Genomic DNA, 13,157 nt, shown 5'->3' with positions numbered 1-13,157 from the left:
AATAATGTTGCCATCCGGCTATATCGTCAAGGAATTTCGCGCCTGGGCGGCGGAACCCGCCCTTTATAATGCGCGGGCCGCAACAAGTTAATGCAACAGCTTGATTCCAAACCAATGCCATGAACGCCATTCCGCCCGCCTCCGCCGATCTCGCCGCCCGCAATATTGCCGACCTGCTCACGCATGCGATCGAACACGGTCCGGCGCAGCGCGCGCTGGTGGTGTTCGACCGGCGCAGCGAGCTCAATGCGGTGCTGACGGCAGCTTACCGCCGATCGCTGCCGGACGCCACGTTCATCGACTTCGACGCGACGGGGCCGGACGAGGTGCTGTCTGCATTTGCCGGGCTGGCGCCGCGCGACCTGGTGGTGCTGGTGCAGACGACCAGCTTCCGCCTGAACGATTACCGCATCCGCATGGAGCTGTTCGCGCGCGGGCTGAAGGTGATCGAGCACCTGCACCTGGCGCGCATGCCAGGCGAGCAGGCGCTCGTGTACATCGACGCGCTGGCCTACGACCCCGCCTACTTCCGCGGCGTGGGCCATGCGTTGAAGGCGCGCCTGGACCGGGCACAGGGCGGCACCGTTGACAGCGGCAACGGCGCGCAACTGGTGTTCGGTTCGCCGTTCGAGGAAGCGAAGCTGAACATCGGCGACTATTCGAAGATGAAGAACGTGGGCGGCCTGTTCCCGATCGGCGAAGTGTTCACGGAGGCGCGCGACCTGGAAGCGGTGAACGGCCGCGTGCGCGTGTTCGTGTTCGGCGACACGGCCTTCCGCGTCAACCGCCCTGCCACGCCGGTGACGATGATCGTCGAGCGGGGCCGCGTCGTCGGCGTCGAGGACAGCACGCCCGCATTCGATGAAATGCTGGCGATCATCCGCGCGCACGAAGGCGATGTGTGGGTGCGCGAGCTGGGCTTCGGCATGAACCGCGCGTTTTCCGCCACCCGCACGGTGGACGACATCGGCACGTACGAGCGCATGTGCGGCGTGCACCTGTCGCTGGGCGCCAAGCACGGCCAGTACCAGAAGCCCCAGTTCAAGCGCAAGGACGCGCGCTATCACGTGGACGTGTTCGCGGTGACGGAAGGCGTCTATCTCGACGGCGAGCGGATTTACGCGGACGGCGCCTGGCGCGTCTGAAGCAGCAGGTCCCAGGGCGGGACCGGCTGGTACTCGGCAACGAGGAAATCGATCAGCGCGCGCACCTTCGGGGACGGCCTGCCGCTGGCCGGGTACAGGGCGCTGAGGTGGTTCAGGGGCAGCTGCCAGTCCGGCAGCACGGGCACCAGCGTGCCGGCCTGCAGCTCGCGCCAGGCCAGGAACGTGGTGCTGTAGACGATGCCCAGGCCCTGCAGCGCCGCATGCTGCAGCACCAGGCCGTTGTTCGACGTGAAGCCGGCCGCCACGCTCACCGTGCGGCGCTCGCCTTCCCGTTCGAAGTGCCACGCGGTGCCGTCCGTCAGGTGCGAGAAGTGCAGGCAGCGGTGCGCGTGCAGGTCTTCCGGCTCGGCCGGGGTGCCGTGCTGCGCCAGGTAGGACGGCGCGGCGCACAGCACGGCGTGGCATGGCGCCAGCGGCCGGATCGCCAGCGCGCGGCTGTCCGGAATGCCGCCCACGCGGATCGTCAGGTCGAAGCCGTGGCCGATCGGGTCGAGCAGCGCATCGTCCACGTGCAGCAATGGCGCCAGGCGCGGATGCGGCAGGCTGAAACGGGCCAGCGCATCGGCCAGCCACGTCACGCCGAAACTCGATGGCGCCTGGATGCGCAGGGTGCCCGTCAGCTCGTCGCCGCCCTGCGCCACGGCCTGCGCCGCTTCCTGGGCCTGGCGCACCGCGGCCGCGCAGGGCTCCAGGTACGCCTGCCCCGCATCGGTGAGGCTCACCTCGCGCGTGGAGCGGTGCAGCAGCCGCGCGTTCAGCTTCGCCTCCAGCTGCAGCACATGTTTCGACACGAGCGCGCGCGACATGCCCAGCCGGCGCGCCGCCGCCGAGAAGCTGCGCTGCCGGGCCACTTCCACGAAAATCTCCATTGCGCGCAGCTGGTCCATCCGGGCATTGTCTTCAGTTTGGCGACAATGTGTCAACCACCTGCCGGCTATTTGCAGACATTGGCCTGCCTTAGAATGGCGGTATCACCATTGAGGAGCCACCATGCTGAGCGCAGCGCAACAGGAACAGTACCGTAGCGACGGATACATCGTCATCCCTAACTTCAAGTCGCCCGAAGAGATCGCCGCGCTGCGGGCCCGCGCCGCACAGATCGTCGACGAATTCGACCCGGCCGCCGCCAGCGGCATCTTCACGACGAAAGACCAGGAAAAGAAGGCGGACGAGTACTTCCTCCGTTCCGACAACACGGTGCGCTGCTTCTTCGAGGAAGAGGCGTTCGGCGCGGACGGCCAGCTGCGCCAGGCCAAGGCGCTGTCGATCAACAAGATCGGCCACGCGATGCACGACCTGGACCCGGCCTTCCGCGCCTTCTCGGCCGATCCGAAGCTGGAAGAAGTGGCGCGCGACCTGGGCCTGGCCGAGCCGCAGGTGTGGCAGTCGATGTACATCTTCAAGCAGCCCGGCATCGGCGGCGAGGTGCGCTGGCACCAGGACGCGACCTACTTCGACAGCGATCCGATCTCCGTGACCACCTTCTGGTTCGCGCTGGAAGACGCCACGCTGGACAACGGCTGCCTGTGGGCCGAACCGGGCGGCCACCGCACGCCGCTGCGCGAGCGTTTCGTCCGTCACGGCGACGACATCGCGGTGGAAAAGCTCGATGCCATGCCGTGGCCCGACGACAGCACCGCCGTGCCGCTCGAATGCAAGGCCGGCGCCTTGGTGTGCTTCCATGGCCTGCTGCCCCACTACAGCGCGCCGAACCGCTCGGCCGTCTCGCGCCACGCCTACACGCTGCACGTGACGGATGGCCGCACCACGTACTCGCCGCGCAACTGGATCCAGCGCGATGCCTCGCTGCCGGTGCGTGGTTTCCTGTGACGGCGATCCGCATCCTGGCGCCCCAGTGGGGCAATAACGAGCTGGCGCCGGAGGTCTTCATCGCCCGCGTGCAGGAAGCGGGCTTCGACGGCATCGAGATGTCGCTGCCGGACGATGCCGCCGAAGCGGACCGCTGGCTGCGGCAGATCGCCGAAGCGCAGCTGGACCTCGTCGTGTCGCAATGGCAGACGGTGTTCCATGCCGGCTTCGCCGAGCATCGCGCGGCACTCGAACGCCTGCTGACGCAGGCCTGCGCGGCGCGCCCGTTGCTGGTCAACTCGCACACCGGCAAGGACTTTTATACGCCGGCGCAGAACGAGGAGCTGCTGGAGCTGGCCGAGGCAATCGCGCGCGAGCACGGCGTGGCGATCGTCCACGAGATCCACCGCAGCCGCTTCTCCGGCCACCCGATGCTGCTGCTGCCCTACCTGGAACGCCTGCCGGCACTGGAACTGACGGCCGACCTGTCGCACTGGTGCACCGCCTGCGAATCGCTGCTGGAAGACCAGCCGGCCACGCTCGACGCGGTGCTGCCGCGCGTGCGCCACATCCACGCCCGCATCGGCCATGCGCAGGGCCCGCAGGTGCCGGACTTCCGCGCGCCCGAATACGCCGCCGAACTGGCCGCCCACCTGGCATGGTGGGACCGCATCGTCACGCTGCGCCACGCCGCCGGCGCACCGGTGCTGACGATCACGCCCGAATTCGGCCCCGCGCCCTACACCTTCCGGCAGCCGTACACCCAGGAGCTCGTCACCGATCCCTGGGACCTCAACGTGGCCATGGCCGCCCTGCTGCGCAGCCGCTACTGCTGACCTCGTGTCCACCCTGGGGTCAGACCCCGACATGGACACAGGCTCGGCAATACCGAATGGTCCAGTTCGTGTCCGTGTCGGGGTCTGGATGGAGTGCGGCCCGGCATGGCCGCACCGTTGCGCAAGCGCGAAATATATTTCGTGAAACCCTTGCTTCACCCCCAAGGTGGACACAGGCCCTGCAGTGGCGTGCGTGACTATTCCGCACCAAGGGCGGGCGGCTGCGTCAGGGTGGCGTCCGTTGCGGTGCGGCGCACCGTCGTGGGACGGGCGCAGGGTGCGATGGGATGACGGCTCGGCAGGCACTCTTTTTGCTCTTGCTCAATACATAGACTATTGACAGGGCCCGCGGGCCGCAAAGGAGAAGCTGCATGGCATATCTGGTCCCTTCGGAATTCGTCACCAAGATGGTGGACGCGGGCGAATCGAAAATCTACATGGCCACGCGCGATGCGCTGATCCGCGCCTACATGGCCGGTGCCATCCTGGCGCTGGCCGCCGTGTTCGCGGTGAGCGTCTCCGTGGCGACGGGCGTGCCGCTGATCGGCGCGATCCTGTTCCCGGTCGGCTTCTGCATGCTGTACCTGATGGGCTTCGACCTGCTGACGGGCGTGTTCGTGCTCACGCCGCTGGCGCTGATCGACAAGCGTCCCGGCGTCACCATCGGCCGCATCCTGAAGCACTGGGGCGTGGTCTTCGTCGGCAATTTCCTCGGCGCGCTGACGGTGGCCTGCCTGATGGCCTACATGTTCACGTTCGGCTTCAACACGGATGGCGGCAAGATCGCCCAGACCGTCGCGCATATCGGCGAGAACCGCACCACCGGCTATGCGGCCTACGGCGCGGCCGGCATGCTGACGCTGTTCATCCGCGGCATGCTGTGCAACTGGATGGTGTCGATGGGCGTGGTCGGCGCGATGATCTCCACCACCGTCGGCGGCAAGGTCGTGGCGATGTGGATGCCGATCATGCTGTTCTTCTTCATGGCCTTCGAGCACTCGGTGGTGAACATGTTCCTGTTCCCGTTCGGCCTCATGATGGGCGGGAATTTCACGGTCATGGACTACCTGATCTGGAACGAGATCCCCACCGTGCTGGGCAACTTGGTGGGCGGCCTCGCCTTCACGGGCCTGACGCTGTACTCCACCCATATCAAGACCGCGGCCAGGCGTTCGTTCCGCTGATCGGCGCGCGGGCGCGGGACGTTCCCCATGTCCTCGCGCCTGACGCTCGCCATCGGCCAGCACACGGAGCGCGGCCACAAGATCGTCAACCAGGACTTCCACGGCAGCTGCGTGCCGCGCGAGCCGCAGCTGTCCGTGAAGGGCGTGGCGCTGGCTGTAGCCGATGGCATCGGCAGCAGCGCTGTCAGCCAGGTCGCCAGCGAGACGGCCGTCGCCTACTTCCTCGAGGACTATTACTGCACATCCGATGCGTGGTCGGTGAGGACCTCGGTCGAGCGCGTGCTCGCGGCCACCAACGCCTGGCTGTATTCGCAGACGCAGCAGAGCCAGGGCCGCTACGACAAGGACCGCGGCTATGTGTGCACCTTCTCCGCCCTCGTCATCAAGTCGAACACGGCGCACCTGTTTCATGTGGGCGATACGCGCATCTACCGCGTGCACCGCGGCACCCTGGAACAGCTGACCACCGACCACCGTGTATCGATCGCGCCGGGCCAGAGCTACCTGGCGCGTGCCATGGGCGTCGATGCGCACCTGGAGATCGACTACCGCAGCGAGCCGCTCGAGCCGGGCGACCTGTTCATGCTGGCCAGCGACGGCGTCCACGAACACGTCGCGGCGGCCGATGTGCAGCGTGCGCTGGCCGATGGCGCGGACCTCGATGAAGCGGCGCGCCTGCTGGTGGCGCGCGCGCTGTCCAACGGCAGCACCGACAACCTGACCGTGCAGCTGGTCCGCATCGAGTCGCTGCAGGACCACGGAGCCGACGAGCTGCTGCAGAAGATGGCGGCCCTGCCCTTCCCGCCGCAGTTCGAACCGCGCGCGCAGTTCGACGGCTACCGCATCCTGCGCACGCTGCACGGCAGCAGCCGCAGCCACCTCTACCTGGCGCTCGACCTGGCCAGCGGCCAAAGTGTGGCCATCAAGGCGCCCTCGATCGACCTGCGCGACGATCCCGTCTATGTCGAGCGCTTCCTGATGGAGGAATGGATCGCGCGCCGCATCGACAGTCCGCATGTGGTGAAGCCGGTGCTGCAGGACCGGCCGCGCAGCAGCATGTACCTCGTCACCGAATACATCGAAGGCACCACGCTGGCCCAGCTGGTGCGCGACCGCGGCCGCCCCGGCCTGGACGCGGTGCGCCGCATCGTCGACCAGGTGGCGAAGGGCCTGCGCGCCTTCCACCGGCTGGAGATGCTGCACCAGGACATTCGCCCCGAGAACGTCATGCTGGACGGGACAGGCACCGTGAAGCTCATCGACTTCGGCGCGGCCAGCGTGGCCGGCGTGCGCGAGATGGCACCGGACGCCCCCGCCACCACGCTCGCCGGCGCGGCCCTGTATGCGGCGCCCGAATACTTCCTCGGCGAGCCGGGCACGGTGCAGTCGGACGTGTTCTCGCTGGGCATACTGACCTACCAGCTGCTGACCGGCCACCTGCCCTACGACGTGCGCATTCCGCAGGCGAAGAGTCGCGCCGCGCAGCGCAAGCTGAAGTACACGCCGGCACGCGACCACGATGCCGCCATCCCCGCCTGGGTCGACGCCGCCTTGCGCAAGGCCGTGCGCATCGACCCGCACGAGCGCTACCAGGATGCCGCCGAATTCGTCTACGACCTGCACCACCCGAACCGCGCATTCCAGCAGAGCGCCCGCCCGCCGCTGATCGAGCGCAGCCCCGTCACGTTCTGGAAAACCATCGCGTTCGCGTTGCTGCTCGCGCTGCTCATCGACCTCGCCCTGCGGCGCTGACATGTCCTGGTGCCTGGCTCCGGGACACAGACTCGGCAGACGCTTCAGCATTGATAACTCTGCTTACTGTTCGCACCGAGAGCGCAAAATGCCGCGCTATCTGCTCACGAGTGTAAGCGCCACATTGCCATGCAGCGCGAATTGCCATGTCCCGATGGGGATGGCTGCTTTGAATGATGGCAAGCATGGGAATGTCAGCATCCCCGGCGAACGCCAATGCTTCATCAATTTGACCCGACGTTCTGACATGGCGCACATGGCCCGCATCGACAAACTTCCTGTAGGCGTGGATGCGCGCAGCGCGAGTCGGCCCTGGGAACTGGTCGATGACCCAGTCGGATGCGAGCCACGCGGGACATGGTGCCAGCCGACAGTGGTAGCGATGCGAGCTCCAGCGCCAGTGGTCGGCATGGTGGGTCAATTCGGCCCGAACCGGGTTCAGGACGATATACCTCAGCAGCTCCAGCAGGTATTCCTGCTTGTCGACATGGACTGCGTGGAACCGATCCTGCAGCAGATGTCCGCTAAGCGAATGTCGCCAGTTGAACTTCTTCGCATACTTCCCGTTCAGGTAATGCATCGCCGCGGACAGATTGGCATCGGGGGTTTCGACAAGGAGGTGAAAATGGTTCGGCATCAGGCAAAGGCCGTAGACCAGAAGGTGAAACTGGTCGACTGTTTCTTCGAAAATGCGCAGCCAGATAGAATGATCGTACGCATCCACGAACATGTTTGCGCGGCGATTGCCACGGGCCGTCACGTGATACACGGCCCCGTGGAAGGGGTGTCTGGTCGGTCGGCTCATGCGTTCACGCTATCGCACAAGGCCCTCTCGATGCTGAGCGCGCTCATCCAGCCGGACGCAACTTTCTGCATTCGTTACCCGGAAATGACAAAGGTCCTGCGGAGCTCGTGTCCTGGTGCCTGGCACCAGGACATTGTTGAGTCCGTGTCTCGGAGCCAGGCACCAGGACACGGGCTGATCAGTGGGGATCGTGGAAGCGCTGCGTGATGGCCAGGAAGTCGGCTTCGGTGGCCAGCATGGCGTCGACGATGTCGGGGTCGAAGTGTTCGCCGCTGCCCTGCCGGATCAGCTCGACCGCCGTTTCGTGCGTGAACGCGGGCTTGTAGACGCGGCGGGAGATCAGGGCGTCGTACACGTCGGCCACGGCCAGCAGGCGTGCGGCGACGGGGATGGCGTCGCCGGCCAGGCCCTGCGGGTAGCCGGAGCCGTCGAAGCGCTCGTGGTGGCTGTAGGTGATCTCGCGGGCGAAGCGCAGGAAGGTGCTGTCGCTGCCGGCCGCCTGCGCCACGCTGTCGATCGCATCGCGGCCGTACACGGTGTGCAGCTTGACGGTCTCGAATTCCTCGGCGGTGAGGCGGCCGGGCTTTTGCAGGATGGCGTCCGGAATGGCGGCCTTGCCGATGTCGTGCAGCGGCGCGGCCTGGAACAGCAGCTCGATGTGCGCATCGGTCAGCTCGTGTGCGAAGCGCGGCTGCGTTTGCAGATGCCGCGCCAGGGTCGCCACGTAATGCTGGATGCGGTGCAGGTGGTTCGGGCTTTCGCTGTCGCGCCGCTCGGCCAGCGTGGCCAGCGCCCAGATCACGGCATCGGCCATCTGTGTGGCCGTGCGCGTGCGCTCCGCCACCAGATGGTCGACCAGGTGGACCTCGTGCCGCAGCAGGGCCTGCGCCTCGCGCAGCCGCAGTTCGCGGGCCACGCGGGCACGCAGCGTCTCGGCGGCGAACGGGTACACCAGCACGTCCGCCACGCCGGCGGCAAGGGCGCGCGCTTCCAGCGCCGGCGCCTCGACCGCATCGAACGCCAGCAGCAGCGGGATGCCGGCCGTGTCGGGATCGGCCTTCAGCTGGCGCACCAGTGCGAACGGCTCGGCCACCGCCGCATCGAGCACGATGACATCCGGCCGCGGCAGCCCGCGTGCCAGCCGCAGCAGGGCGGCGCCATCGGCTGCCTCGTCGATGTCGTGCTGTTCGCGCAGCATCGCCGATGTGCGATGGCGTCGTTCCGCCGCGCCGTCGCAGATCAGGACGGTGGTCTGGTGCTGGCCCTTCATGGCTGGTCTCCCGGTGTGCGTCGATGATACTTTACAGCAAGATCATCACAGCTTACCGGAGACCGGCGCGGAGACCGGCGCGGGCGTCATTCGATCAGTGCGGGGGTGCCGTCTTCGAGGAAAGCGCCGAAGCAGCGCGTGCATTCGAGGCAGAACAGGTGCGGCACCCGCACGTTCTTCTGTCGCAGTACCAGCTGCAGCCGGCCTTCCGTACACACCGGGCAGGTTTCACGCATCGTGCCGCAGGTGTGGACGTCGTCGGCCAGGTAGGTGTCGTCGCAACGCTCGCCGTCGATGACGGCCTGGGGATCGAGCTGGACGAGGTGGAGAGGCGCCGCGCCGCTGCGCTGCTCGGCGGGGGCGGGCGTATCCGAGCCTGGATGGGCTGCACGATTCATCTGAGCCTCCTGACCCGCCACGCGGATGGACGGGCCCGAATACGATAGCCAAATCGCCACCCCATGGCAAGCACATTCGTGCCGTACAAAGTAGCTTGCCATTAGATCGCGCGCTATCTATACTGGACGCATGGATGCCACCCAATCTACCGTCGCGCCGCACGTGCCGGTGCTCGACCAGCAGCTGTGCTTTGCGTTGTACTCGAGCTCGCTCGCGATGAACAAGCTGTACCGCAAGCTGCTGCGCAAGCTCGATCTCACCTATTCGCAGTACCTGGTGATGATGGTGCTGTGGGAGCGCGACGAGCTGTCCGTGAGCGAACTGGGCGACAAGCTGTTCCTCGATTCGGCCACGCTCACACCGCTTCTCAAGCGCATGGAAGCGGCCGGCCTGCTGAGCCGCACGCGCAGCGCCAGCGACGAGCGCCAGGTCATCATCGCCCTCACCCCGGCCGGCAGCGCGCTGCGCGAGCAGGCCAAGGACATTCCCGGCTGCGTGCTGGCCGCCAGCCAGTGCAGCCTGGAGCAGGTGGTGGGCCTGAAAGCCCAGCTCGACACGCTGCGCGCCAGCCTGATGGCGCAGGACTGAGCGGTTCGCGCCGAACAAAGTCGTATCGGCGCGACATGGGCGGACACCATCTGTCCGCCCGCCTGATTCCTTAACACCCTGCAACAGCAGCCTTCCCGCGTGGAACTGTCCGGCCACTGTCCGGCCGGACGTCCGCACGCCCGCATATTTCAGCAATGTTACAAATGCACGCCTCGCAGGGCGTCCCGCGGGCGCTTAGAATAGCCTGTTGTTTTACACAAAAACACGACGGCAACCCACCGGTCCACCGGCCGCGCGGGATGACCATCAACTGCCCTGGGAACCCAATGAAGCGCACACCTGCCAGCATCGCCGCCCGATTCTTCGCCCTCTCGCTCACCGCCCTGTCGTTCGGCACCGCCGCCCTGGCCGCCGAACCGTTCGATGACAAATTCCGCCAGCTCGACGAACTGCTGCCGACCGCGAACGCCTACCGCACCGCGTCCGGCGCGCCGGGCCACCAGTACTGGCAGCAGCGCGCCGACTACACGATCCGCGCCACGCTGGACGAAGCGAACCGCACGCTGACGGGCAGCGAACAGGTCACGTACCACAACAACTCGCCGGACACGCTCACCTACCTGTGGATCCAGCTGGACCAGAACCTGTTCAAGCCCGATTCCGACACCCGCCGCATCCAGACCGCGCCATCGCGCGAAGCCTGGACCAAGCCGCAGGGCGACGGCGCGGACGGCGCCAAGTTCGAAGGCCTGCGCAACGTGCTGGCCGGCCGCGACTTCGACGGCGGCTTCAAGCTGTCGAACATCCGCACCGCCGGCGGCGCACCGCTGAAATACGTGGTCAACGGCACGATGATGCGCATCGACCTGCCGGCGCCGCTCAAGTCCGGCGACAAGTTCAGCTTCGCCATCGACTGGAACTACAAGATCAACGACGCGAAGGTGCTCGGCGGCCGTTCCGGCTACGAGTACTTCGAGGACGACAAGAACGTGCTGTTCGAGATCGCCCAGTGGTTCCCGCGCATGGCGGCCTACTACGACGTGGCGGGCTGGCAGAACAAGCAGTTCCTCGGCTCCGGCGAATTCACGCTGGAATTCGGCGACTATGACGTGAAGCTCACCGTGCCGGCCGACCACGTGGTGGCCTCCACGGGCGAGCTGCAGAATCCCGGCGACGTGCTGACCGCCGCGCAGCGCGACCGCCTGGAAAAAGCCAGGACGTCGAAGACGCCGGTCATCATCGTCACCCAGGCCGATGCCGAGGCAGCAGAAAAGTCGGTGAGCAAGGCCACCAAGACCTGGCACTTCAAGGCGAAGAACGTGCGCGATTTCGCGTTCGCCTCGTCGCGCAAGTTCATCTGGGATGCGCAGGGCTACAGGAAGGACGGCACCAACGTGCTGGCCATGTCCTACTATCCGAAGGAAGGCAATCCGCTGTGGGAGAAGTATTCCACCGCGGCGATCATCCACACGATCGAGCAGTACAACAAGTACAGCCTGGACTACCCGTACCCGACGGCGATTTCCGTGAACGGCCCGGTGGGCGGCATGGAGTACCCGATGATCTCGTTCAACGGCCCGCGTCCGACGAAGGACAAGAAGACCGGCGAGCTGACCTACTCGAAGCGCACCAAGTATGGCCTGATCAGCGTGATCATCCATGAAGTGGGCCACAACTACTTCCCGATGATCGTCAACTCGGACGAGCGCCAGTGGACCTGGATGGACGAGGGCCTGAACTCCTTCGTCGAATACCTGGCCGCGCAGGCCTGGGAGAAGGACTTCCCGATCGGCCGCGGCGATCCGCGCGACATCACGGCCTACATGCGTTCGACGAACCAGGTGCCGATCATGACGAACTCGGAATCGGTTCTCCAGTTCGGCAACAACGCGTACGCCAAGCCGGCTACCGCGCTGAACATCCTGCGTGAAACGATCCTGGGCCGCGAGCTGTTCGACTACGCCTTCAAGGAATACGCGCGCCGCTGGAAGTTCAAGCGCCCGACCCCGGCCGACTTCTTCCGCACCATGGAAGATGCTTCCGGCACGGACCTCGACTGGTTCTGGCGCGGCTGGTTCTACACGACGGATGCCGTGGATGTCAGCCTGGACAACATCAGCGAATTCAACCTGAACACCAAGGATCCGGAAGTGGAGAAGGCCTGGGCCCGTGCCCGCCACGCCGAGGAACCGGTGTCCGTGACGGACCAGCGCAACGAAGGCATGGTGCGCAAGGTGGACCAGCAGCCGGCGCTGAAGGACTTCTACAACGAGCACGACGACTTCACCGTCACCAACGCGGACCGCAACAAGTACCGCGAGACGATGGAAGGCCTGGAGCCGTGGCAGAAGGACCTGCTGAAACAGGGCAAGTACCTGTACCTGGTGGACTTCTCCAACAAGGGCGGCCTGGTATCGCCGCTGATCCTGGAGATCACGCTCAAGTCCGGCAAGAAGACGATCGAGCGCGTGCCGGCGGAAGTGTGGCGCTACTCGCCCACGAAGATCACCAAGCTGCTGGTGACGGATGAGCCGATCACGGCGCTGACGCAGGATCCTTACTGGGAAACGGCCGACGTCGACACCAGCAACAACTCGTGGCCGCGCAAGGCCGCACCGTCGCGCCTGGAGCTGTTCAAGATGGAGCGCAAGAACCCGGACCTGATGAAGGACTTCAACACGCCACTGAAGGGTGACGAAGCCGTGAAGGCCGACGATAAATCGGCCAATGCCAACGGTGGCCTGAACGGCGCCGCCGCCAAGCAGCAGGCGGAAACGCAGAACCTGAAGCCGGAAGTGGACAAGGCGCCTGCGCGGCCGGCGACGGACCTGAAGAAGTAATGCGCCTGCCTCGCGTCCTGGCCGGTGCCTGGCTGGCGGTGCTGCTTTGCTGCGGCACCGCCAGCGCCCACAACTACCACATGGGCATGGCGGACATCGGCTACAACGCGGCCACCGGCAACACGGAGATCGTGCACACCTACACGGCGCACGATCTGGAAACGCTGCTGACCAACCTGTACGGACGCCAGTTCGACATGGGCATGGAAGAGGACCAGGAAGTGCTGCGCCGCTACCTGGAAAAGCGCTTCACCATCACGGCGGACGGCAAGCCGCTGCCGCTGCAATGGGTGGGCGTGAAGGCCGATGCGGACGTGCTGACCATCTTCCAGCAGGTCGAACGTACCGCACTGCCGGCCGGCGCGCTGCTGTTCGACGGCGTGCTGTCGGACTTCATCGCCACGCAGGTCAATACCGTCAACGTGGGCGCCCGCAACGGACGCCCGGCGGTCACGCTGGTGTTCACGGCAAAGCAGGAAAAACAGCGCCTGCCCTGACAGCCGTGCCGCATTTCACCCGTCCGGGTGATAACCACTTGTCATCACCG

Annotated in this window: 12 protein-coding genes; 8 read left to right on the top strand and 4 right to left on the bottom strand. The window is 66.0% G+C overall.

Features of this window, described 5'->3' with window-relative positions; all coding sequences use genetic code 11:
• Positions 1 to 119 precede the first annotated feature (119 nt).
• Positions 120 to 1,145 carry a M29 family metallopeptidase gene (locus tag IP91_RS15995; RefSeq protein ID WP_145650072.1) on the top strand — a complete coding sequence of 342 codons (1,026 nt, stop codon included), beginning with the start codon at positions 120 to 122 and terminating at the stop codon, positions 1,143 to 1,145.
• Here IP91_RS15995 and IP91_RS15990 read toward each other — a convergent pair.
• Positions 1,118 to 2,053, bottom strand: coding sequence for a LysR family transcriptional regulator (locus tag IP91_RS15990; RefSeq protein WP_229474515.1), 936 nt, complete (start codon positions 2,051 to 2,053; stop codon positions 1,118 to 1,120). The genes IP91_RS15995 and IP91_RS15990 overlap by 28 nt on opposite strands.
• 103 nt (positions 2,054 to 2,156) lie before the next feature.
• Between IP91_RS15990 and IP91_RS15985 the strand changes: the two genes are divergently transcribed.
• From IP91_RS15985 to IP91_RS15970, 4 genes are all read left to right on the top strand, one after another.
• Positions 2,157 to 2,996, top strand: a complete 840-nt coding sequence (locus tag IP91_RS15985; protein ID WP_145650071.1) for a phytanoyl-CoA dioxygenase family protein — start codon at positions 2,157 to 2,159, stop codon at positions 2,994 to 2,996.
• Positions 2,993 to 3,811: a sugar phosphate isomerase/epimerase family protein gene (locus tag IP91_RS15980; protein ID WP_229474513.1), complete on the top strand. Its 819-nt coding sequence runs from the start codon at positions 2,993 to 2,995 to the stop codon at positions 3,809 to 3,811. The genes IP91_RS15985 and IP91_RS15980 overlap by 4 nt, the downstream gene beginning before the upstream one ends.
• Positions 3,812 to 4,182: 371 nt before the next feature.
• Complete coding sequence (locus IP91_RS15975) at positions 4,183 to 4,995, top strand: formate/nitrite transporter family protein (protein ID WP_145650070.1); 813 nt, start codon at positions 4,183 to 4,185, stop codon at positions 4,993 to 4,995.
• A 27-nt stretch (positions 4,996 to 5,022) separates the two neighbouring features.
• Entirely contained in the window at positions 5,023 to 6,747 is a 1,725-nt protein-coding gene (locus tag IP91_RS15970; RefSeq protein WP_145650069.1) for a bifunctional protein-serine/threonine kinase/phosphatase, read from the top strand.
• Here IP91_RS15970 and IP91_RS15965 read toward each other — a convergent pair.
• From IP91_RS15965 to IP91_RS15955, 3 genes are all read right to left on the bottom strand, one after another.
• Entirely contained in the window at positions 6,722 to 7,552 is an 831-nt protein-coding gene (locus IP91_RS15965) for a transposase (protein WP_145650068.1), read from the bottom strand. The genes IP91_RS15970 and IP91_RS15965 overlap by 26 nt on opposite strands.
• A gap of 178 nt (positions 7,553 to 7,730) precedes the next feature.
• Complete coding sequence (locus IP91_RS15960) at positions 7,731 to 8,822, bottom strand: HD-GYP domain-containing protein (protein ID WP_145650067.1); 1,092 nt, start codon at positions 8,820 to 8,822, stop codon at positions 7,731 to 7,733.
• A gap of 86 nt (positions 8,823 to 8,908) precedes the next feature.
• Positions 8,909 to 9,220 (bottom strand): hypothetical protein, encoded by a 312-nt coding sequence (locus IP91_RS15955; RefSeq protein ID WP_145650066.1) that lies wholly within the window; start codon positions 9,218 to 9,220, stop codon positions 8,909 to 8,911.
• Positions 9,221 to 9,350: 130 nt separating this feature from the next.
• Here IP91_RS15955 and IP91_RS15950 point away from each other — a divergent pair, with 130 nt between their 5' ends.
• From IP91_RS15950 to IP91_RS15940, 3 genes are all read left to right on the top strand, one after another.
• Complete coding sequence (locus IP91_RS15950; RefSeq protein WP_145650065.1) at positions 9,351 to 9,809, top strand: MarR family winged helix-turn-helix transcriptional regulator; 459 nt, start codon at positions 9,351 to 9,353, stop codon at positions 9,807 to 9,809.
• Positions 9,810 to 10,096: 287 nt separating this feature from the next.
• Positions 10,097 to 12,610, top strand: coding sequence for a M1 family aminopeptidase (locus IP91_RS15945; RefSeq protein ID WP_145650064.1), 2,514 nt, complete (start codon positions 10,097 to 10,099; stop codon positions 12,608 to 12,610).
• A complete protein-coding gene (locus tag IP91_RS15940) occupies positions 12,610 to 13,107 on the top strand; it encodes a DUF6702 family protein (protein ID WP_145650063.1) in 498 nt (165 codons plus the stop codon). The genes IP91_RS15945 and IP91_RS15940 overlap by 1 nt, the downstream gene beginning before the upstream one ends.
• Positions 13,108 to 13,157: the final 50 nt, after the last annotated feature.

The sequence above is a fragment of the Pseudoduganella lurida genome (genome assembly GCF_007830455.1).
Lineage (GTDB): Bacteria > Pseudomonadota > Gammaproteobacteria > Burkholderiales > Burkholderiaceae_D > Rugamonas > Rugamonas lurida.
The sequence above is the reverse complement of the archived record's forward strand: the minus strand, read 5'-3'. Positions and strand labels throughout refer to the sequence as shown.